The following is a 22822-nucleotide window of genomic DNA, read 5'->3' on the forward strand; positions in this document are numbered from 1 at the left end:
TACGTCCAAAAAACCTGACTTGCCCCATGTGATGGCGTTAAAACCCAAAGCCCATCCCAAAAGTAAAACGGGTACCGTCATCACCATTGAACAAGGCAAATGTAAAGGATAAAACGTCTGCTGCATTCAAGAAAAACCCACCCCCATAAGAGGTATGCCATACATTTGAATCAAATTCAGGGGTCCAGACACGACCATAGTCAAATCCCCCATAAACCCCCATATTAACAGGGAGAAGTCCGGTTTTCATCCGCTTAAAGCCGTACCTTATATCGGTGTTCTGATAAAATGATTTCTTTCCCGAAAACCTTTGGTTCCTATATCCTCTCAAACCATCCAATCCCCCGATACTCGCGGCTTGATAAAACTCGTAGGAATCACCGATATTAAAATGGGCCTTCCATTTCGTACCTAGCACCAATTTGCCGTTAGGCACCAATTTATAATCAAAGGATAGGCTGGGAACAATATATCCAAAGTGTTTATCTTCACCTCCGATCTCGGACTTATAGCCTATCGATAATGAGGTGGCCATGCCCATAGTGGGGAAAGCATTATTATCGGCATTTGAAAAAGAATAGGTCACATCGGCCCCAATAAAGTTTTTATGGCTTTCTTCCCCACTCTCTACGTAAAACGTATTGATATATCTATCGATGGTCTCTTCCACTTCGATGTTTTCATAATTCACCCCAACCTTTAATAGTGCCCCCAAATCACTGCGCCAGACCAATGAAGGGAACAATTGTACGGTCTGCAATTTTACACGATTATAATCCATTCCCAAATCATCATCAAAATTTTCGGTCTCATTGCCCCATCCAAAGAAATTGATACTGTAATTGGGACTGGTGAACTTAGCCTCGACCTCAAAATTTGCTTTGCCCATAGCACGTGCGAATTCGCCTTTATACCCCAAATCATATCCATTGGTAGCAAAGTAAAAAGCGGCTTTGAAAGTATGCTGACTGGTGAATGGATTTTGTTGGAATCCATTAAATGTATAAATGTCCGTAAACCCGATTTTTAGACCATCATCCGGATTCGACCCAATGGACGGGATGATCATGTTGGAACTCTTCTTATAATTTATGGGTTGGTACGTATTGGTATCATAATCATTGGCCAATCGTAATTTTGCATCTTTTACCTTTTTTAAGGTGTTCTTTTTCGACTTTTGGTCATATACATATACACCCTGGCTATCGATTACCTCATATACATCGTTATTTTGGCCTCCTACCAGACGTAATTTTATCGTTCCTTTTTTACCGAGAACTTCAAATTGGTCATCATCGTCCAAACCATAGACCCAAATTTCCCTTGTTTTTTCAGGGTTAAATGCCTTTTTAAAGAAAACCTCACCCTTATTCCCTTTTATTATACGTTGACCGACCACTTGGACATCCCCATTGGACAGTTGGGTTATCGTAAAATAATCATCCTTGTCGGTACCCGTTACCATGGCATACCTGTTCAATAACCCAAAATATTCATCTGCGGTTTCGATCAAGTTGGCCTTACGGGCCAATAATACTTTTTTGATCCTTATAAGATCGGTATTGCGTACCGCTTCGGGAAAAGCCAAAAAAGCCTTATCGATGACCTCAGGGGTTATATTATCCTGGATAAAACGGGCCTGCTCGATCCATTGTTCCCTAGTGGTCCCTGTCAATACCGTCATATCAAGGGCATAGGCCTTAGGGGATCCATTAAATCCTTTTACACTTCTTATTTTCTCATTAAACCCTTCCATAAGTGTAAGACCTGGAACAATGCGGGTAAGTAGGTTCATTAGGGCACCATCGCCCATAATGGAAAAAACCTGATCACGATCCCTGGGCACCGGCCTATAGATGATCTTGCCTTTTTCAACATCCTTAAAACGTGCCCAACGCCATTGATCGGTATGCCGATCCCAATCCCCGATCATCATATCGAACAATCTAGCCTTTATATAGGCTGTTTGGTCTACCTTATATTTTTCATCCTTCCTCAGGTTTTTAAGCATATCGTCGGTACTATCCATTGCGTTGGAGTACCCAAAACTTTTTTGATCGCCATGCCCGTCATCGGTTCGTTCCTCGATCATATAAAGTTCATCACCAAATTCATCGGCATACCCTTTTAAGGCCTTTTGTTTGGGAACATAGTACAGTTTCGGATTGGTGTGGTAGATCCCGACGGCATCGGACAATTCCCCTACGGTAAAAGGGGCATAAGGATGGGCTCCCGTATAAAAATCCTCCAAAATACTTTCGGTAAAGGTGCCTTCAAATTCCCCTACGACATATTGGTCTTTGAAGGCCATGGCCTGTAGATAGATCTCGGCACTTTTACGCAAGGCACGCATAACATATTCCCTACCATCCTTATCGACCAACCTAAGGGACCTGGATTGGTGCCCTCCTCCTTTCCGCTTCACTTTCAACCCACCGAAAAGTGTATCAAGATCCACCGTAGGGGCGGTAACTTTCTTCGCATATATATCTCGGTACCGTTCACCCCAAAGGTATTTGAACAACTTACTTTTATCTACTTCCTCTTCGGTGTAGATCGAAGCTTCAACTGCTGCGGGAAAGGATTCGGGATAAGTCTCCGTAATTTCTTCTTTCTCTGGCGGCAACACCTCTGAAGTGAACAGAAACTCCTCTTCCCCATTATCCCCGACCCCATAATATCTGATTCGTGAGGAACCATCAACATATACCTCAAGTATGGCATAGCCCATTCTTCCTGTTGAGAACCTACTGCCGTTCATCAATCTCGTAGCGCCTTCTTTGGCCCCCGCCCCACTGACTATCTGAGGGGTGTTATCCTCTACGATATATTGAAGTGTATGCTCATGACCTGAGGCTAAAATGACCTTTTCCGAGTATTGGGCCAAAGTCATGATCCGTTTTCTTAGCTCGCGATAATCCTTATTATTCAAGTCTTCGGGGGAAGCACCGGTCGTTTTCCTCAAGACATTGATTACCGTACCGATTATCGGCAGGGGTAATTTGGTACCTGTAGGGTACAATTGTCTTTTTAACGAAAACTGACCCCCGTGTTGCCCATAACTTGACATCGGATGGTGCAAGGCGATGAGTGTCGTCTTATCCGCATTTTTTTTGATCAATCCTTCGAGCTCCTCAAAAAACTTCTCCCTATCCTTAATTTCACAATCATCGTTTATGGTGGGGTTCTTATCCCAATTGGCCAAGTACCATTCGGTATCAATGGCTATGACAACGACCTTATCATCAATATCCACTTTTTGGATGGCACAACCATCCTCCGGAAAAAATACCTTCTTACTATCCAGTACTTTCTCTATAAACTTTTGCTCCCTGGCCAACCCTTTAATCCCTTCATTGTACCAATCATGGTTACCGGGTATAAATATAGGATTCCCCTTAAATCTCTCAAGGGTATTCAATTGGGCCATGATATTGTTTTTGGCAACGAGGTAATCGTCCGAGGCATCTTTTTTATGGGGCATGCCTGCCGGATAAATATTATCCCCTAAAAAAATAGCCGTACTATTGGGATTCGCACGATCCAACCTATTCTTGAAAAGTTTGAGAGCGGGGTTCATGTCGCCCATAGGCGATTTACCGGCGTCCCCGATTAAATAAAACGTATGGGAAACCTCTTTGGTCACAGGAACATCCAACTTTCCTGCCTCATCGGCATATTTGGGCTTATAGGTAGCGCAACTGCCCAACAATAACAAGATAGTCAAAAGGTAATATTTATGCATATGGGATCAAGTAATACTAAATTTTGTAATTTGGCTTAATATTAAATACTAAATATGTCGGATATAATCGAGAAAACTAAATCTTTTGCGACAGATTTATTGACTAGGGACTTGGACCCCAACTATTTGTACCATAACCTCACCCATACCCAACGCGTGGTTAAAAGTACTAAAGAAATACTGGAATCGCTCCATCTTGCGGACAAAGAAAATGAGCTGCTCATCTTGGCCGCATGGCTACATGATACCGGCTATACCCATGGCAGTGGGAACCATGAGGAAACCAGTGCAAAAATAGCCCGTGAATTCCTGGAAAAAGAAGGCTATGACAAAGACGGCATTCGGGAAATACAGCGTATTATCCTGGCCACCCAAAGGGAACATTCCCCTACCAACCTTAAAGAAGAAATCATAAGGGACGCAGATGCCTCACATTTTGCCCAGAACAGTTATTTGGAAACCTGTGAGTTATTGCGGGAAGAACTGTCACTATTGGGAATAGCCGAATATGGCCAAAAAGAGTGGTTAAGGACCAACCTCGAGGTACTGGGTAAAGAACATCGTTACTATACCGAATATGCCAAGGAAAATTGGCAGCCCGGCAAGGACAAAAACTTAAAGCGACTTAGAAAAGAATATAAATCGATAAAAAATATTGCTAAAAAGGAAGCCTTAAAAGTGAAATATAAGAGCGAAAGCCCCGATCGAGGCATTCAAACCTTATTTCGGGTGACCTTAAGAAACCATTTGACCCTAAGTGATATCGCCGACACCAAGGCCAATATCCTATTATCCGTCAATGCCATCATCATTTCTTTGGCCCTTTCCAACCTTATTCCCAAACTAGACAACCCATCAAACCATTATCTGATCGTGCCTACGGTCATTTTCATTCTTTTCTCGGTAATATCGATGACTTTAGCGGTATTGGCTACCCGGCCCAAGGTGACCAGCGGGGAATTCACCAAAGAAGATGTAAAGAACAAAAAAGTAAATCTGTTGTTCTTCGGGAATTTTCATAAAATGAAATTATCGGAATATGAATGGGCCATCAATGAATTGGTAAAGGACAAGGATTACATCTATTCAAGTTTGACCAAGGATCTCTATTTTCTTGGCTTGGTACTCAACCGTAAATACAAGATATTACGGTGGACCTATACCATCTTTATGATCGGCACCGTAATTTCGGTCATAGCTTTTGCGGTTTCCTTTCAACTTTATGGCACTAAATAAAGGAAGCTGACAAATAATCCTTTACGCCTTCAGTTCATCCATTAAATCATCGAAAGTATACGTCCTTTCCGTTTCGTTCCCCTTATTATAAAGGATTTCGGCCCGAATGGCCTTAAGTCCGCTAACCCCTTGCAACCCTTCAAGCTCCACAATTTCAATGTGGTTGGTAAAATATCCTTTTGCCTTTAGGAACGCTAAATAGCGCAAATATTCCAACTCTTCTTTTTTCTGTGAATAAACGATGGTCAATTTACCGGTTTGGGTCAAACGTTCGCTGGTTCCTTTAATAAATGCTTTATCTATTCGTTTTTTAATGACCTCATAACGGGCATTGTAGGTGCCATCCACGTCAAAACGTTTCTCATCCATACGGAAACGTATGGAAAGGGAGGTACTATGTACCAATAAAAGGGATGCTACATCCAAGGCAACCGGCAATTCCGGTTTAAGCCTATAGTGTCTATTTTCCATTTCGCACATCACCTGTAATTGCCACAATCGTAAGTTGTGCAGATAAAGGCTATCATAGGGTATTGTCCCCGCAATCGATTGGCCTATGTACATATTGTGCTCGACCCCATCGGTCTTATAGCGTTCGAAATAATGGGGGAACATCCGTTGCGCGTCTTCCTGCCTTTTATCAATGATCGATGTCAATTTCTTATTGATGGTCATAACGCTCTCATCATATTTCTTACGATGATCGTAATATGATTCGGTTTCCACATCAATCTCTTCCTCATAGGCTGAAATCATTTTTCGCAAATGCCCATCGGAATTTTTTAGATATTCAAAAACAGGGATTACTTCTTCTTTGATGAAATCAAAAATGACCTGTTCGCTATTGGTGTTCAAGGCTTCCTCAATTTCTTCAAGCAGATTGCCCACTCGAAAAATCAATTCTTCATAAATGGGCAATTTTTTGTCTTCCCAAGCTGCCATCAATATGGTGTTTATTTTGGAAAGTTGTATGGCCAGGTCTTTCTGAATGGCCAGGTTCCTTGCTTTGGAAGAACCTTTAATATCTATTTGGCCATAAAGCGGATAAACTTCCTGGAATACAATATCATTGAAAGAAGGTTGTTTCCCCTTGCTGGCATCAACGATAAAATGTTTCGCTTCCTCCTTGAATTTCCAATAGACCGACGAATGTACCGTAGTACATTCATTCTGTATTATCGCATCTATCAAATTGGCTTCTTCGGTAGCGGAACGCAAAACGGCCGTTTCGATAAAGGGCATAATATCCTCTAACTTTTGGGCATTCACACTATTAAGGGCATTGACCTTGCCAGAAACCAACTCCAAAACTCCCAAAAGTTCACCATCATTCGAAATTGGTGCAAAAATGGCACTTTTGATCCCTTGCTCCATTAAATTATTATAGGGTGGTACCCTATCACACAGTTCAAAAAACTTATCTACATCGGCAATGGCAAAATAATCTTGCTCATCCAGTAATTTACCATAAGACTCCTTACATAGGGTAGCACTACAGGTTTCGGTTTCCTTTCCATTAAGTAGGTAACTGACCTTTTCCTTGCCATGTGGTTTCTCGAACCTTTGCTTTCCACTGTTATAAGTGGCAAAACCGACTTTTATATCCTTGGTATTGAAAAATGATCTAAAAATATCCTGAAAATCCTCTATAATGTTCGTAGTATCCTCTTTTCCCCCTGAGATAAGTTTTGATTTTATCTCGGAAATCGAATGTTCTGTTGTGGCATCGAACATATTCGATATGACAAATCCCTTGGCTATAAAACTCATTGGTGGGATCTTTTCTTTCCATACTTCAATATTATCGAAGTTCTCCAACAGTTCATCAACGTCTTTCTGTGTCAGATCCTTGGCCTTATCGGTAGGGATCAACTCCATAAAATCGGCATTGTACAGAATACGGTAATGTTTCATCACCCCGTTTTCATCGGGAATATCGTAAAAGAGCGGACGTTTAATGTCTAAATTAAAACCATAATAGAAACTTAGGATTATGGTACATCCCATGATATATGTAAGGTCTTCCGGTATGCCTCTGACCTTCAATTGGAAATCTTCCCCCGCCGCGGAGAGTATTTTCTTGAATCTTTGGGATCCATTAAAAATCACATCGTAATAGGGCAACGAAGCAACTTTGATTTCGTTCTCGGTCAGCACTTCAGAGAAGGAATCCTGCAAAATAATTTCAATGACCTCCTCATATTTCTTTAAAAGGGAAAGATCTTTAAAACCTTCTCGCAATTCAGGATAAGGTGCTTGGGCATCCAGGACATACCTAGCCCTTTGTGCCTTATACACATCCTTACTTGTGAGCATCCGATCATATTTTTTCAATAATTTATTGAAACTGACCAGACGGTCTAAAGGAAATTCTTCTGGGTAAATTTGCTCCATACGCACCTTTAGTCTTTACATGACCGATAAAATTACAAAAACTTGATGATTTTAAGCTTTAAGCCCTCCAGGTATTCCCTGTTTTTTAAGATATTTATGCAAATTTCAGGTATGTCATCGAATTTAAGGTTGTCAAGGGCCTATAAGAATGCCAAAATCGTTCCTTTTGACGACACATCAAAGTTTATACTCTTTAGTGATTGCCATAGGGGGGACAATAGTTTTGCCGATGAATTCGCGAACAACCGGAACATCTATTACCACGCATTAAAACATTACTATAATAACGATTTTCAATATTGTGAGATCGGGGATGGGGACGAACTTTGGGAAAATCGTTCCTTTGAGCCCATTTTTGAAGCCCATAAGAACATTTATCGTTTATTGCGTCAATTTCATTTGCATAACCGATTGCATATGATTTGGGGTAACCACGATATGGTCTATAAGGACGAAGCTTACGTAAAAAAACACCTTTCCAGTTATTTTGAGCCCATCGACAATAAGGACAAGGAGCTTTTTGAGGGCATTACCTATAATGAAGGGGTTATCTTAAAACATAAAGACACCAAGCAAGAGCTATTCATGACCCACGGTCATCAAGCAGATTGGTGGAACTACACCTTTTGGCGATGGGGACGTTTTTTGGTGCGTGTATTATGGAAACCCCTACAGGTCTGGGGCATTGCTGATCCTACGAGTCCGGCCAAAAACTATAAGGAACTGATCAAGGTCGAACGACGGATTAAAAGGTGGATGGTACAAAACCAGTTGAGGGTGACTATCGTAGGGCATACGCACAGACCACGATTTCCGGAGCCCGGTGATATTCCTTTTTTCAATGATGGAAGCTGTGTCCATCCCAGAAGTATTACGGGTATTGAAATAGAGAACGGGAACATATCCCTTATAAAATGGCAAATTGCCACCAAGGATGATGGCACTTTGCAAATAGTACGTATACTGCTGGAGGGACCTCAGAAATTAATCGATTACGAATAACCATCGACCCCCCCAACAGTTCCGCCGTCATTAGAGGAACTCTTTATATTGTTATTGGTCCGCCAATTTAAAGTTCACTGGAATACTGTAGGGTACGGTTACCGCTCTACCTCTCTGCATTCCTGGAGTCATTTTTGGTAAGGAAGACACAATCCTACTAGCTTCTTTCTCTAACCCTGGGTCTGGACCCCTGGTTCTGATACCATCGATATATCCTTTGGAATTAATGGCGAACTGAACGAACACCCTTCCTTGAATACCCATCTCTGCAGCAATTTGTGGATATCTGAATTCCTTTTTGATATGCTCTTGGATCATTTTTTGGAAACATGCCTTACGTTCCGCATTTCCTTGGGCACTTTCACAACCGGGAAAAACCGGTACGTTTTCGATAATGGCAAAAGGCACTGAAATTTCCTCTTCTTCCTCGCCTACCTCAACATCATCTACCTCAACCGCTTCAACAACTTGGTCTTCACTTGATTCGGTACTTTCGATGATCGTTTCTTCGATTTCCGCAGCATCTTCAACGATTTCGATAATCTCCGGTGCAGATGGTGGTGGTGGTGGTGGTGGAGTTTTTATCTGCTCCGTAATGGGAACATCCTCCTTCAGATCTTCAACCACGTTCAACATTTCAACAATCTTATCCTGTTTTGTGTATGATTTAAATTCCAATGCCCTCCAGGTAAGGAAAAGGACAAGGGTTAAGCCTATTACAAAGTAGAGGCCGCTGTTACGATTTAAATCAGCTTTAGGGTTTTTCTTTACTTCCATGACGATTAAATTATATGGGTCAAAAATACATTTGATTAACCACTCCTAACATGATAATTATCAGTTTTTCATGATAATTTTTAATAATTCACAAAATAATTCCAATTTTTTAAGGATGTGGAAATTTCAAAGTCGAAAAAACAAGAATTTTCCACATTAAAATATTCCCAAGGGATCAAAATAACATCAGTGAGCCCCGTAAATACGGTACTTGACACCTACCTGACCACTTAAATGAAGGATTTAACGAGCATGGACTAAAAAAGAATACCCCACTTTCTAAGGAAGAAAATGAAGAATACCATGAGCTCGAATACGGGTCGGAACAATGATTTTACCGGTACAAAAAAAGCCCTAATGGGCTTTTTTTTTAAATAATTGATGTGCTTTCATAGGGCTATTACCATCCTACAAGGAAGCTAACAACGCCTTGTCAAAATCGATTCCTTCGATAGGTTTAAGCCTTCCTTGTTCTTTGTCCCATTCAATACGTTGTCCTAATTTATAGGATAGTCCGGCCATATGGGATGAAATCGCTTCTTCGAAGCCTTCCTTGATTCCGCAACTTACTTTTCCCCCATTCCGGGTACAGCTCAACCATTCCCTCATATGCAAGAAGGTAGAATCTACCCTGGCACCATTGATATAGGTCCACATCAATCCTTTATCGGCAAAATATTGTGAAGTGGCAGAAGCAACACCATCAGGAACCGAAGCCCCTGGATTGTATTGATAAATAGGCACCCTTGGGTTCATTTTTCCATTTTCGATCATATCCGCATAACGGGTAGACTGTCCGTCGGGCCAAATGGTCAACTGATTCCCCAGTTCCAAGGTGCCATCATGGCCCATTAAAATGGTCGGGCGGCTAAAACCATTGCCCAAGGTGGCACTATACACAAAGGTCATCCCCTTTTCCTTTCCTTTGGGCTGACTACTTCCCGTACTAAACTCGGGATACTCCATATTCACCTGCAGGACATCGGGAACATTTCGGCCATCCCTATGGGTATAAATACCCCCCGAAGTCATTACCGAATCCGGAATTCCCATATTCAAAACACAGTTCAACCGGTCAAAATCATGCGACAACAGGTCCCCGGAAAGTCCGGAACCATAAGCCCACCATTTCCGCCATCTGAAAAAATGGTTCTTATTGAAAGGTATTTTAGGGGCGGAACCCAAAAACATGTCCCAATCAATGGTTTGTGGACTGGCATCTGGATGGATTTCGTACATCCAAGCCCCATTATCGTCGTTTCGGTTCGTATTGGTCTGGATCAATGATACATGCCCGATCGTTCCCTTAAGGATGATATCCTTGGCAGTTTGGAAACTCAACGTTTGCCGATGTTGATGTCCGACTTGTAAAACCGCCTTTGAGTTTAGGGCAGCCTCCTGCAAACGATAGGTTTCCTCAACGGTATGCGTCATCGGCTTTTCAACATAAACATGTATATCATTTTCCAAGGCATCTATGGTCATCGGAGCGTGCCAGTGATCCGGGGTGGCGATCACGACGGCATCAACCTTTCCTGAACGTATCATCTCCTTATAGGTACGAAATCGCTCCATCTTACTATCGGGCGTATTGAAGGAATTCAAGGCCTTGTTCGCCCGATAATCGAAAATATCGCAGATTCCGGCCAAATGCACATTCAATTTGTCCTGTGCCTCAAAATCGGCCAAGGCGGTATTGTCCGGATTTTCCTTGGCTGCCAACCGCATTTCTTCTTTCCATTCATTGGTAGCGAACCCCAAGGCCCGGCAAAGCTGTTCGCCTCGAATCCCGAATCCTATGATCCCAATACGAATGGGATCGCCTCCGATGCCCGGAACGGCCGTTGGTAATGAAGGTTGTATGTTCAATTGTTCCAATATGGCGGAACGTTCTTTTTTCTTGGCTACGGAACTGGCTGCACCAGCCCACCATACTGCGCCCATAAGAGGAATACCACCTAAACCTTTTAAAGCGTCTCTTCTTGTAAATTTCATTTGTAGCTATAATTATTTTAAGGATCGGAATCAATTGGTCTGGGTCAGTACTTCTTTTTTCTTATCGAAGAGTCGTTGAAGTCCAAAATTATGGGAAGTCGGCAATTGGTAGATGACCACACAGACCATGAATTCAATCAAGTTTTTATTGACGAACCAATAATTACCCTCAACGTTTACCTCGGTCAACCAAGGAAAGGAAGGATGCGCCAAATAGTACAAGGCCAATAACAAAGCTCCGACAAGAGCTCCCCATTTCTCAAAAACCCCCAATAAAAGGGTCATTCCCACAAAGATCAAAGCCATCTTATTTCCCCAGTCGGCGATACCGATCATTGAATCGCTGGTCAACGAAATAAAAAAGGAACGAAAAGGACCTTGGGCAGAAGCCAGATACCCCAAGGAGGTCCAATCTGGATTGTATAGTTTAATAATACCCTCATAAAGAAAGTGCCAACCTATAAACAGTCTCAAAATTACCATACTGTTTGTCAACAATCTCTCATTTCTAATTGTAAGCATACCCGGAAATTCTATTTGATTATACAATCGGTTAGTGCCTGAAGTACATCGGGACTTTAAAAATATTGAAAATACCCCATAAATCAAGTGTTAAATATGCTTTTTATCCAATTTAATGGAAGGCCACACTTCCCATGAAAAACAGACCCGCCTAAAATCGTTTAAAATCGTTGCTTTATACCTAGACCCAATAAAACCTACTTCCAAAATGTAACATGGATTATGCCATTTTAGCTTTGTTCTTTTTAGTGATAAAAGACAACGCTTTTTTAACCCTTGAGTTTTTGAATTTGTATAACCGGGCCACCGTGTTCCCATTGTTTGAAGTAGTAGTCATGGTCATTTCAACAGTTTCAACCTGAACATCGACCTTAGCGTCCTGTGCTTGTGCAGTGATTGTGATCGTAAGTACAAATAGTAGGGTTAAGATGATTTTCATGACTTGCGTTTTTATAATATAAAAACGCAGCAGAGGGCATCCAAGAAGGTTACAAAACGTTCAAAACCCCTTATTTTTCGGTAACTGACAAGAATCGGGATAAACTGTAAAAAAAGCTCGATAAACGTCAGGGCCTTTCAAATCACCTTACCGAACGTTTGTGCATTTCATCGGGTCGGATTGTTATTCATCTCCTTATCACTGCATGACAAACAGGAATACAAGCCTTTGAATCGCACCTTGAAGAAGGTGTATTCACTTTTGGGAAGTTCAATTGGTGACGGGCGGATAACAATGAAACATTATCATATCATTTATGGCACCCTATTTACTGTAAACACCCTGCGCATAAGCGGCCACAATGCTACTGTTGGGGGTTTTGCAATTGGATGGAAAATCAAAGATCATTTAGACTACCATGGCCTGCACCGTTTTCTTTGTACTTACAACAGCTAATGTGCCAGAAGTGTATCCAATATAGTTCGCATTTTTTTGCTGTTCCAATCTGTTGCCCCCTGCTCCTTAACAACGATATTCCCTTTCTTATCAAGAACATAATTAGTGGGTATTGTACGTTCCTTAAGGGCTTCGGGAGTATTCATCCGTGGGAGGTAAACCGGTAGGTCAAACTGTTTCTTATCCAAAAAGGACTGTATGGCTTTGGGGTCTTCATGGGTGATCAGCACAAAATCCATCCGATCCCCATAGTCGGCATACAGCTGCTGAATACTGGGAAGTTCGGCCCTACACGGGGGACACCAAGTTGCCCAATAACTGAGAAAAGTCACTTTGCCCTTACCAATTTCCACATGGGCGGGCGCTCCTTGCAAATCGGTCAATTCATAGGTAAAAGGTTGTAATTGGGTTTGGTCCTCGTTCTTCAGGGTAGAAGGGGAGAACAAGAACATCCGAATCTTACTTATACCCTCTTGGATGGGCGTTCGCGTTTGGGGTATGATCATCAACAGGATCACCAAGGCGAAAATGATGGTGCTTAAATCCGGCTTTTTCTTTTTCATGAAAACAAATGTAAAGAATGTTGGTTAGTAATGGCAACGTAAATAGGCCCCAATGATCCCTATCTATCCAATACTTTACAAAATTCTGATTGTCGGGAATGAATTCCCCAACAATAAATTGAACCATACTAAAAATATAATACTGTTGCGCTACGGAAATTGCCGTCAGTCACCAAAATCATCAAACTTCGATAAGTCCATCAATCAGGTGCCTCCCATGAATGTCCACAAGCAATACTAAGAGCGGCCATTGCTTTTTAAAAAACAAGTGCCGTATTAAGTTCCGAATGGAAAAATCACAACAATGGCCAAACCGACCGGGATACGAACCGTTGCCTACTGCTTCTTGCCATGTAATAATATTTTACGGATTACCATTTTATAATCTGCAATATCTTTTGATTGGAACAAAGAAATCATTAAATTAAATCATTGATTTCATTGAAAATGACCAAGAAAACATTCGGGACTTTTGCAGGGGTTTTTACACCGACAACATTGACCATACTAGGTGTGATCATGTATATTCGGCAGCCATGGGTTGTTGGAAATGCGGGTGTAGTTGGGGCCTTGTCGATCTTGTTGGTTTCAGTGGCCATAACGTTTACGACGGCATTGAGTTTATCTTCGATTACCACCAATGTCCGTATTGGGGCCGGTGGGGCTTTTAGTATCATTTCAAAATCCTTGGGTCTTGAAATCGGTGGTGCCATAGGCATTCCGTTTTATATTGCCCAGGCCTTGGCGGTGGCCATGTATGTTTTTGGATTTAGGGAAGGTTTGGTTTCCATATTGCCCGGTCTAAACGCTTTGATTGCCGACATCGTTATTTTTTCCCTGGTCATGGGCATCGCCTTTATAAGTACAAGTTTTGCCTTTAAGATACAGTATGTCATTTTGGGTATTATCATCCTTTCTTTGGTTTCGATCTATGGGGCACTCTTTGTCAGTGAATTGAATTACGACTTCGAATGGTTCGGCAAATACCCTGGATCTATAGAGAATAATTTCAGCGGCACCTCGTATTGGGTTGTATTTGCCGTATTTTTTCCCGCCGTGACCGGGGTAATGGCAGGGGCCAACATGTCCGGTGATTTAACCAGTCCACGAAAAAGCATTCCCAAGGGGACCATTTCGGCAGTGATCTTAACGACCATAATCTATGCGAGTCTCATATTCGTTGCCTCACTTTTAGCCACTCCGGATGAACTGGCATCAAACTATAATTTATTTATAGACAAGGCGCTTTTTAGCCCTATTGTACTTGCCGGTTTGTTAGGGGCGACCCTTTCATCGGCCTTGGGCTCGTTTATAGGGGCACCACGCATTATGCTTGCGCTGGCCGAAAAGGGCATTTTACCCAAAAGTAGGGAGCTCGCGAAAATCTCAAAAAAAGGGGAGCCTGTCAATTCCATGCTCATTACCGCTATTATCGTGTTCATTGGCATTTCTTTACGCGATTTGAATACTATAGCCCCTATACTTACGATGTTTTTCATGATTACCTATGCCATGGTCAATATCGTTGTGCTCGTTGAGCAATCGTTGAGCTTACCAAGTTATCGGCCCACCCTAAAAGTACCCATGATCGTACCTGCCATGGGAGCCTTCGGATCGATTGCCATCATGTTTGTCATTAACGTCATCGTTGCCTTGACCTCCTTGATCCTGATTTTTATTTTTTACTTCTATTTGGTGAACTTGAAATTGAAATCTGAGGTTGGTGATTCGCGAAGTGGACTTTTTACCGCATTGGCAGAATGGGCCACAAAAAAATCGAGCAACCTGAGTCCCCAGAAGGAAGTAAGATCCTGGCGACCCGACCTTTTGATACCGATGACCATGCCAAAGGATATTCGAAGTTCGTATAAACTCATCCATTCGATAATCAATCCCAATGGGTCTATTAAAATATTATCCTTGCTGAATGAGAATCCGGAAGAACAAAAGAACATAGAACAGTTTTTGAGCAATGCTTCCAAAAAATACAAGGAAAGCGGCATTTCTGTTTCCTACGCCTTTGTCGAGAATAGGGAACTCAATACCACGATCAACATCAGTATGCAATCGCTCAATGCGGCCTTTTTTAAACCCAATGTAATCTTCGTCAGTATCGACACCGGGAATGTCAACTTGCAATTTTACGATAAACTGATAGCCGATGTAAAAAAGAACAATTTTGGAATGATCATCTATATTCCTTTTTCAACGGCAAGTTTGGCCATCGAAAAAAACATTAATCTCTGGTTGACGGATATCCCCACAAATTGGAAAGAAACCTTCAATATAGGGAACAATGATCTTTCGACCCTATTGGCCCTACTGATTTGCAATAACTGGAAGGGTGAGATCGATGCCCTAATAGTTGATGACAATCCCGGTTCCAAATTTACAGCATCGGATATCGAAGACTTACATACCATGGTCAGGTTTCCGAAAAAAACCCATATCAGCGTAAAACAAGGCAATCTCCTGGAGAATGTTAAAAAATATCGAAATGCCGATGTAAATGTATTCAGCGTGGATGACCATATGATGACCTCCGACATGATCCAAATCGTTAACGAATCCCGAATATCAGGCATATTCTGCGTAGATTCCAATTTGGAAAACGTTCTGGTATAGTATGGTTGTATGATTATGGTGTCCTAAAATACAAAACACGTAACTTTCATTTCATATATTGAACGTAAACCCCACTTTGATTGTTGAGGAACGGTCATCTTGCAGGGCCGATGAAAAATTGGTAAGAAAGTAGTTATACAATGCAGAAAGGCTCATATGATCGGTTAAAGGTATCTCTGCCTTAAGCTGACCCAATACCCTATGGTTGCCGATATCCCTGTAAAGGGGCTGAAAATACACTGTGGCCACAAGATCAAGATGCATCTTATCAAAGGATTGGGTCAAGGACAAATAGCTGCTGTTCCTATGGTTGTAAAACCTCTGGTCAATACCGTTCAACTTTTCTATTTCATACATATACGAATTTCCGAAATATACTCTGGAATTTTCCTTGTCGACAACTTTAAGGCGCACCCCGGCCCCGACCAGATTTCTGTTGATGATGGTCAACTGGGTATTGTTCTGGTTCTGTATAAAGGCTTCCAGCCTAAGAAAGTCGGTAAATTCATGATTGTAGCGGGCGTGTAAAAACCAGGCATTCTGAACATCTTTTTCATCGGTACGGACCAAATTATAATTCAATACCAAAAAATAGATGTCGTTAAGATCCCTGGATTTGAATTGGGTAGAAATATTGGAACCGAACTGCATTACGTAATCCCCATTATTATCGGCATAGTTGAAAAGTAAATCGCTCTTGAGCACAAAACGGGTAGAATCGGTTTGCATACGCTTTGCCTCTATATTTACCAATTGTGCCTTGGCCGATAGTACCGAGAACAATACGACTAAAGGTATGATACGCTTTAATTCCATAGGCTTGCTTTTATGACGGAAAGATATTCAAATTACCCAAGAAGGGGTTATTTACCCGACAAATTCGGCCCGAAAATATACTTTTGAATTTAATCGGGTCTTGAATTCAATCCATTATTTTGTGGCCATCTTGAAGGTACCGCGTACAACCCCAAGTCACATTCATGATCCTTGCCATAAAAATGCTTGTAAACCCACAACCAAGTAACCTTTTATATCCTACCCGCCAAAGTTTTCATGGCGCTGACGAACCGATCCAACTCCTCCGTGGTCGTATAAACGTTGGGGGTAATCCTACAGCCTTGCACATTGACATGATCGATGGCTACGGTGAAAATATTGAATTCTTCCAATAGGGTGTTGGCCAAATCTGCCGGTTTTATATGCCTTACCCCCACATTGGCTATACCACAAGATCGATGTTCTTCCAAGGGAGTGTTCACCACAATATGCCGTACTTCACGTAATTGGTCACTCCAATACCGCTGTAAATAACGCATTCTTTTTTCTTTACGCTGAATACCGATCATCTCGAGATAGTCGATAGCGTCATTGATTGCCAAATCGGTATGCACCGGATGGGTTCCGGTATGGTTTAGTCGTTTTATTTTAGTTTCGTCCTTACTGTAATCGGCCATTAAAGGCCAAATTTTCGGTATTTTATCCTCGGCGACATACAGCAACCCTGCCCCCAGTGGGGTACTCAACCACTTATGAAGACTTGACCCATAATAATCACAGTGCAGTGCTGAAATATCCACACCAAAATGACCAATGCAATGTGCCCCATCGACCAAGACCTCAACGCCATGTTTATGGGCCATATCACAGATTTTTCGAACAGGAAGTATATGCCCCGTGATATTGATCATATGACTCACCATCAACAATTTGGTTTTTAAGGTTATCTGCTCTTCGTACAGTTTCACCAATGCTTCATCACTCTCGGGATAATTGGGCACAGAGACTACCTTATTGACGATACCGAACCGTTTTGCAATTTGATTGAAGTGATCTTGCATCGATCCGTAATCCTGTATGGCAAAAATGGCCTCATCCCCTGCTTTCCAAGGAAAACCCCCGATTATCATATCCAATGATTCCGTTGCATTTCGGGTTATGATCAGTTCTTCCGCCTTCACGCCCACCATATTTGCCAACCGATCCGCTACTTTTTGTTTATTCTCCCACTGTACGGTACGCATATAATACGATCCTTCGTAATTGACCATTTCCATATGCGCAATGTATTTCGCAAGCGTTGGCTGTGGTATGAAATTATAATATCCGTTCTCAAGATTTATATAATCCGGTTTTAAGGAATAATCCTTCCTAATACGTTTCCAAAACCCCTCTTCATCCTTGGGATATGGCGCTTCACACATTGAATATTGGGCTTGCAGTCCCATTGGTAAAAATGGGGTCAATACGGCCGCCTGCCCCATTCGCTTTAAAAACTGTCTTTTCTCCATGGTTTTAATTCTATAGTTTGATGGATTCACATCGCCGGATCCCTGTTCTTATTTATATAGCAAAGCTTTCCTTTAGCATAAAAACCCAAGTAAAAACAGCGCAATTTGCCTCATATTTCAGGTTATTTTAAAATTTAAATAGTACCCATATTTTTTATCGTTCCAATTGGCATATACCCTATATATACCTCATAAAGGGTCGCTACAATATACCTAAAACCCTTAAACACAACGAGGTAAAATGATTGGGATTTCAACAAAAAAACACCGCATTCAAAGAGACAACCGCAGTTATTCGATCCAAAAAACAATAATCAATCATTGACAAAAACATTTACTCCCCACAAGAACCCCAACGTTTATTGGCTTCCTATAATGAAAACTCCACAACCATATAAGGCCCTTACAAGCAAGGGTCCTGAATGGAGAAAGGCCTTGTCGGAGCGACTAAGATCTATTTATGACACCCCATGTAACCGTGGCCTTGCAACACCCATGCCCCCATTGAAGGGACCTATCGCGAGTGATTGGTTTACAACCCTTTAACCCTGGGAAAAGAATGAAAAAAAGGGAACGGTCATTGGCCCACCTTCATTTTCAAAATGGTATATTTAAAGGTTCGTTATCATCAAATGATGTTTTTATGCCATTATTCATTGTAATTTTAGGAATACTGCTGCTCTTTCTACTTATTTCCCAATTTAAACTCAACGCTTTTATTGCTTTTATCATCGTTTCCTTGGTAGTCGGTGTTGCGGAAGGGATGGAATTTCATAGCGTATTGATTACTGTCCAAAACGGCATGGGAAAGACCTTGGGAAGCCTAATCATGATTTTGGGGTTTGGGGCCATGTTGGGCAAATTGGTTGCCGATAGCGGTGCCGCACAACGTATTACGGGAAAATTGATCGATACATTCGGAAAAAAGAACATTCAATGGGCGGTAGTGCTCACCGGTTTCATAGTTGGTGTCCCCATGTTTTATACCGTGGGTTTCGTTATTCTGATTCCCTTGGTCTTTACCGTAGCGGCAGCCACAGGCTTGCCCTTGATCTATGTAGGCCTTCCGATGTTGGCATCCCTATCGGTAACACATGGTTATCTACCGCCCCATCCGGCACCGACCGGGATAGCGGTCATGTTCAATGCCGATATAGGCAAAACGTTGTTATACGGGATTATCGTGGCCATTCCGGCAATAGTCGTCGCCGGACCCTTGTTTTCCAGGACCATAAAAACGATCAAAGCGACACCGTTAAAAGAATTCGTAAACACCAAAGTACTTACCGAGGATGAAATGCCCAGTACCGCAATCAGTATCATTACCGCCTTATTTCCCGTGATCTTAATCGGAATCGCTGCAATAGCCGATCTGGTTTTACCTGAAGAAACGTTCTTGCTACAAGTAACGGCGATAATCGGTAACCCTGTATTTGCCATGCTGCTTTCGGTACTTTTGGCAATATACACCTTGGGGCTGAGACGCGGACGAAAAATAAAAGACGTAATGGATGCTGTTGCCCAGGCGGCCTCTGGTATCACCATGGTATTATTGATCATTGCGGGGGCAGGCGGACTAAAAGAGGTGTTGATCGATAGTGGCGTAAGTGATTATATAGGGTTATTATTGAAAGATTCGAAAATTTCCCCATTGGTTTTGGCATGGTCCATAGCAACTGTTATCCGTGTTTGTGTCGGTTCTGCCACGGTTGCGGGCTTAACGGCAGCAGGGATTGCCTTACCCCTATTGTCCTCCTCTGGGGTAAGTCCAGAACTAATGGTTCTGGCCATAGGTTCCGGAAGTTTGATGCTTTCCCATGTCAATGATGGCGGATTTTGGTTGTACAAAGAGTATTTTAACCTTTCGGTAAAGGATACGTTACGCACTTGGACGGTCATGGAAACCACGGTAGGGATCATGGGTCTTATCGGCGTACTTATTTTGAATATCTTCATTTAAAAAAATCTTATGGAAAATTTACCTTCAGAAAGAATAAAAGCCTTGGGATTACAGCTTCCGCCCGCACCAAAACCCGGCGGGTTGTACAAACCCGTTTTGGTCGTCGATAATTTCCTATTCGTTTCGGGACAAGGCCCGATGAAAGCCGATGGATCACTTATGGTAGGTCGGGTCGGTGATGACCTGAATTTGGGGCAAGCCAAATTAGCCGCCGAACAAGTAGGCCTTACCATGCTTTCTACCATCATCACCCACTTTGGTTCTGTCGATAGGATCAAACGTGTCGTAAAGGTTCTGGGGATGGTGAATTCTACGGCCGAATTCGGCCAACATCCATTGGTCATCAATGGTTTCAGTGAGCTTATGGCAGACGTTTTCGGTAATGATAAAGGGGTTGGGGTGCGTAGTGCCGTGGGAATGATGCTACCTGGAAATATTCCAGTGGAGGTTGAGGCCATGTTCGAACTATATAAGTGATCCATGCCTAGCTAACCCGATAACATATTTAAGAACCTTCTGCATCTAACAAAATATTTGGTAGAATGGCAATATGGCCCGATTTAAAATTATCGACAATCCTTTATATTTCCACAATCCGCTAACCAATCGCTTTCTTTGTGAAACTATAGAAGCACTCCTTTTATTGAGGAAGTTTAGGGGAATTTTTGCCCTGGTCCCTTCGATGCTCCATCGACATCCCCCAATTCATTTTAAAAGAATGCTATTGAAACAACACAATGCACAACAATACCCGGGGATATGCGTTATACTTGCATATTTAAAGGGTGAAATTTCTTACATTTGTTACAACCGTTACCATCATAGCAAGAAGTCCAAATCCAATATACCATGTTTTGATTTGGTCCATAAGCCAATTGCTCCCGAAATACAGTTCCCATAGGCAAATATTTTCGGGTTGGAAATTTGCCGACAAATAGCTCACAGAAAAAATATTCAGTAATGCACAGTAAAGACAAAAAGGGTCTGAAAATGAAGGATGAAATCGGACCAAATCCCATACATACAGATGCTCACGTAGTAAAAAATGAAGGTCTATTGACTTTGGGGAACCAAAGATCAACCGACATTTTCAACGTCATTTCCAGAAACCCTATATCCATAAGCTAATATGTTCGTATTCGATGCACATTTGGATCTCGCCATGAATGCCATGGAATGGAACAGAGACCTAACATGGTCGGTAGAATCTATTCGTACCAGTGAAATAGGCATGTCTGACAAACCGGACCGAAATAAGAATACGGTTTCTTTGAGGGCAATGCGGATGGGAAATGTCGGACTTTGCGTTGCCACACAGATTGCCCGATACACCAAAAGAACGAACCCTCTTCCAGGATGGAAATCCCCACAGCAAGCTTGGGCCCATACCCAAGGCCAATTGGCATGGTACAGAACCATGGAAGACCTTGGTGAAATGGTACAAATACGGAACAAAGAGCAACTAAATGCCCATTTGGAGCTTTGGAATGGCACTCAAGAAAAAAAGCCTGTAGGTTACATCCTTGGATTGGAAGGAGCGGATTCCATCATCACGATGGATTATCTGGAGAAATCGTACGACCAAGGATTACGTACCATTGGTCCCGCACATTACGGCCCGGGCACCTATGCCCAAGGCACCAATGGTTCCGGTGGATTGGGAATCAAAGGAAAGGAACTTTTAAAGGAAATTGAACGCTTGGGTTTGATATTGGATATGAGTCATTTGAACGACAAGTGCTTTTGGGAAACCATGAAATTCCATGATGGCCCCATATGGGCCAGCCATACCAATTGTCGTACGTTGGCAGAACACAACAGGCAATTTTCCGACGAACAGATCAAGCAACTTATCAAAAGGGGAGCGGTCATCGGAACCGCTTTGGATGCCTGGATGTTGGTCTCAGATTGGATTCGGGGTATGTCGACCCCTGGAGGTCTTGGGGTTACCCTACACAATGTAATCGATAATATCGATCATATCTGCCAATTGGCAGGCAACTCAAACCATGTGGGTATAGGGAGCGATTTGGATGGAGGGTTCGGAACCGACCGATGCCCTTCGGATCTGGACAACATTTCCGATGTACAAAAAATTCCAAAAATGCTTCAACAAAGGGGATATTCCCATGAAGATATAGAAAAGATCATGCACAAAAATTTCTTGCGCTTTCTGCAGAATACATGGGATTGAATTCCATCCAAGAATCCAATGGAAAACATAATGCCCTTCCGGACCCATTCGAAGCTATAGGCGAAAATCAATTTCCTGAAACCTCAGCCTCAACGGGGTCCGCAATGGCATTTAATTAAGATCTTATCGTACTAGCTTATGATCTTTTCACGCCTTAAAAAGGTGTCCAAACTATCGGCAATATCAAAGCACCTACTAAAACGGGAACTCTCATTGCAGAATCTGGAATCCTCTTTATGTGCAGTGCAATTGAATCCTGATAATTGAACTTCCGAAAAACGTTCGTCAATGACCTTACACTGCTCATAAAGGTCAGATATGGATTCTTCCTTTTGGATTTCAATGCCGTTTTCGATAAGAAAACCCTTTAAAAAATTTGAAATAGCACTTTGGGCATTGCTACAGACCAATTGGGCAACAACATCTTCTTCGGGCCTGCACAATTCAAAATTCGCTTCCTTCAGTTTTTGTACTGCCTCTTCGTACAGTTTCTTGGATGTATCTTCCATTAGTGATACGATTTTATGTGGTTAAACTTTTGAACTTTGTTCCATACATTCCGGATCTTTCATAACCCAGAATGTATGGTTTCAAAAAACAAAGTCGATCTTTATGTAATCTCTCTT

General features: G+C 42.0%; 16 protein-coding genes. 6 read left to right on the plus strand and 10 right to left on the minus strand.

The window, feature by feature from the left end; genetic code table 11:
• Positions 1-37: 37 nt before the first annotated feature.
• On the minus strand, positions 38-3727 hold the full coding sequence (locus tag PHU20_RS13925; RefSeq protein WP_338040894.1) for a metallophosphoesterase: 3690 nt from the start codon (positions 3725-3727) through the stop codon (positions 38-40).
• Between the two features lie 72 nt (positions 3728-3799).
• Here PHU20_RS13925 and PHU20_RS13930 point away from each other — a divergent pair, with 72 nt between their 5' ends.
• Positions 3800-4981 carry a Pycsar system effector family protein gene (locus tag PHU20_RS13930; RefSeq protein ID WP_274825998.1) on the plus strand — a complete coding sequence of 394 codons (1182 nt, stop codon included), beginning with the start codon at positions 3800-3802 and terminating at the stop codon, positions 4979-4981.
• Between the two features lie 21 nt (positions 4982-5002).
• On the opposite strand, the gene PHU20_RS13935 is transcribed toward PHU20_RS13930, so the two are convergent.
• The gene (locus tag PHU20_RS13935; protein WP_274825999.1) at positions 5003-7375 is read right to left on the minus strand and encodes a GAF domain-containing protein; all 2373 of its coding nucleotides are present in this window, start codon (positions 7373-7375) and stop codon (positions 5003-5005) included.
• A gap of 111 nt (positions 7376-7486) precedes the next feature.
• On the opposite strand from PHU20_RS13935, the gene PHU20_RS13940 reads away from it, so the two are divergent.
• On the plus strand, positions 7487-8377 hold the full coding sequence (locus PHU20_RS13940; protein ID WP_274826000.1) for a metallophosphoesterase: 891 nt from the start codon (positions 7487-7489) through the stop codon (positions 8375-8377).
• A 51-nt stretch (positions 8378-8428) separates the two neighbouring features.
• On the opposite strand, the gene PHU20_RS13945 is transcribed toward PHU20_RS13940, so the two are convergent.
• The 5 genes from PHU20_RS13945 to PHU20_RS13965 form a co-directional block, all read right to left on the minus strand.
• Positions 8429-9154: an energy transducer TonB gene (locus PHU20_RS13945; RefSeq protein ID WP_274826001.1), complete on the minus strand. Its 726-nt coding sequence runs from the start codon at positions 9152-9154 to the stop codon at positions 8429-8431.
• 408 nt (positions 9155-9562) lie between these two features.
• Positions 9563-11149 carry a Gfo/Idh/MocA family protein gene (locus PHU20_RS13950; protein WP_274826002.1) on the minus strand — a complete coding sequence of 529 codons (1587 nt, stop codon included), beginning with the start codon at positions 11147-11149 and terminating at the stop codon, positions 9563-9565.
• Between the two features lie 30 nt (positions 11150-11179).
• The gene (locus PHU20_RS13955) at positions 11180-11671 is read right to left on the minus strand and encodes a DoxX family membrane protein (RefSeq protein ID WP_274826003.1); all 492 of its coding nucleotides are present in this window, start codon (positions 11669-11671) and stop codon (positions 11180-11182) included.
• Positions 11672-11891: 220 nt separating this feature from the next.
• A complete protein-coding gene (locus tag PHU20_RS13960) occupies positions 11892-12110 on the minus strand; it encodes a hypothetical protein (RefSeq protein ID WP_274826004.1) in 219 nt (72 codons plus the stop codon).
• 452 nt (positions 12111-12562) lie between these two features.
• Positions 12563-13129 (minus strand): TlpA family protein disulfide reductase, encoded by a 567-nt coding sequence (locus tag PHU20_RS13965; RefSeq protein WP_274826005.1) that lies wholly within the window; start codon positions 13127-13129, stop codon positions 12563-12565.
• Positions 13130-13576: 447 nt separating this feature from the next.
• On the opposite strand from PHU20_RS13965, the gene PHU20_RS13970 reads away from it, so the two are divergent.
• The gene (locus PHU20_RS13970) at positions 13577-15754 is read left to right on the plus strand and encodes an amino acid permease (RefSeq protein WP_274826006.1); all 2178 of its coding nucleotides are present in this window, start codon (positions 13577-13579) and stop codon (positions 15752-15754) included.
• A 51-nt stretch (positions 15755-15805) separates the two neighbouring features.
• Here PHU20_RS13970 and PHU20_RS13975 read toward each other — a convergent pair whose 3' ends face one another.
• Together PHU20_RS13975 and PHU20_RS13980 are read right to left on the minus strand one after the other, a co-directional pair.
• Entirely contained in the window at positions 15806-16570 is a 765-nt protein-coding gene (locus PHU20_RS13975; protein ID WP_274826007.1) for a DUF481 domain-containing protein, read from the minus strand.
• Positions 16571-16782: 212 nt separating this feature from the next.
• Complete coding sequence (locus PHU20_RS13980) at positions 16783-18042, minus strand: aminotransferase class V-fold PLP-dependent enzyme (protein WP_274826008.1); 1260 nt, start codon at positions 18040-18042, stop codon at positions 16783-16785.
• Between the two features lie 643 nt (positions 18043-18685).
• Between PHU20_RS13980 and PHU20_RS13985 the strand changes: the two genes are divergently transcribed.
• The 3 genes from PHU20_RS13985 to PHU20_RS13995 all read left to right on the plus strand — a co-directional run bounded on the left by PHU20_RS13985 (position 18686) and on the right by PHU20_RS13995 (position 22196).
• Positions 18686-20002 (plus strand): gluconate:H+ symporter, encoded by a 1317-nt coding sequence (locus PHU20_RS13985; protein ID WP_274826009.1) that lies wholly within the window; start codon positions 18686-18688, stop codon positions 20000-20002.
• A gap of 9 nt (positions 20003-20011) precedes the next feature.
• A complete protein-coding gene (locus PHU20_RS13990) occupies positions 20012-20479 on the plus strand; it encodes a RidA family protein (RefSeq protein WP_274826010.1) in 468 nt (155 codons plus the stop codon).
• Positions 20480-21131: 652 nt separating this feature from the next.
• Entirely contained in the window at positions 21132-22196 is a 1065-nt protein-coding gene (locus PHU20_RS13995) for a dipeptidase (protein ID WP_274826011.1), read from the plus strand.
• A 131-nt stretch (positions 22197-22327) separates the two neighbouring features.
• Here PHU20_RS13995 and PHU20_RS14000 read toward each other — a convergent pair whose 3' ends face one another.
• Positions 22328-22705 (minus strand): HEPN domain-containing protein, encoded by a 378-nt coding sequence (locus PHU20_RS14000; protein ID WP_274826012.1) that lies wholly within the window; start codon positions 22703-22705, stop codon positions 22328-22330.
• Between the last annotated feature and the right edge of the window lie 117 nt (positions 22706-22822).

This window comes from Maribacter polysaccharolyticus (assembly GCF_028882255.1).
GTDB classification, from domain to species: Bacteria; Bacteroidota; Bacteroidia; order Flavobacteriales; family Flavobacteriaceae; genus Maribacter_A; species Maribacter_A polysaccharolyticus.

Bases quoted from the DNA above. Each gene is read 5' to 3' on its own strand.
- PHU20_RS13930 (WP_274825998.1), top strand. From the start codon at position 3,800: ATGTCGGATATAATCGAGAAAACTAAATCTTTTGCGACAGATTTATTG.
- PHU20_RS13935 (WP_274825999.1), bottom strand. From the start codon at position 7,375: ATGGAGCAAATTTACCCAGAAGAATTTCCTTTAGACCGTCTGGTCAGT.
- PHU20_RS13940 (WP_274826000.1), top strand. From the start codon at position 7,487: ATGTCATCGAATTTAAGGTTGTCAAGGGCCTATAAGAATGCCAAAATC.
- PHU20_RS13945 (WP_274826001.1), bottom strand. From the start codon at position 9,154: ATGGAAGTAAAGAAAAACCCTAAAGCTGATTTAAATCGTAACAGCGGC.
- PHU20_RS13950 (WP_274826002.1), bottom strand. From the start codon at position 11,149: ATGAAATTTACAAGAAGAGACGCTTTAAAAGGTTTAGGTGGTATTCCT.
- PHU20_RS13955 (WP_274826003.1), bottom strand. From the start codon at position 11,671: ATGCTTACAATTAGAAATGAGAGATTGTTGACAAACAGTATGGTAATT.
- PHU20_RS13960 (WP_274826004.1), bottom strand. From the start codon at position 12,110: ATGAAAATCATCTTAACCCTACTATTTGTACTTACGATCACAATCACT.
- PHU20_RS13965 (WP_274826005.1), bottom strand. From the start codon at position 13,129: ATGAAAAAGAAAAAGCCGGATTTAAGCACCATCATTTTCGCCTTGGTG.
- PHU20_RS13970 (WP_274826006.1), top strand. From the start codon at position 13,577: ATGACCAAGAAAACATTCGGGACTTTTGCAGGGGTTTTTACACCGACA.
- PHU20_RS13975 (WP_274826007.1), bottom strand. From the start codon at position 16,570: ATGGAATTAAAGCGTATCATACCTTTAGTCGTATTGTTCTCGGTACTA.
- PHU20_RS13980 (WP_274826008.1), bottom strand. From the start codon at position 18,042: ATGGAGAAAAGACAGTTTTTAAAGCGAATGGGGCAGGCGGCCGTATTG.
- PHU20_RS13985 (WP_274826009.1), top strand. From the start codon at position 18,686: ATGCCATTATTCATTGTAATTTTAGGAATACTGCTGCTCTTTCTACTT.
- PHU20_RS13990 (WP_274826010.1), top strand. From the start codon at position 20,012: ATGGAAAATTTACCTTCAGAAAGAATAAAAGCCTTGGGATTACAGCTT.
- PHU20_RS13995 (WP_274826011.1), top strand. From the start codon at position 21,132: ATGTTCGTATTCGATGCACATTTGGATCTCGCCATGAATGCCATGGAA.
- PHU20_RS14000 (WP_274826012.1), bottom strand. From the start codon at position 22,705: ATGGAAGATACATCCAAGAAACTGTACGAAGAGGCAGTACAAAAACTG.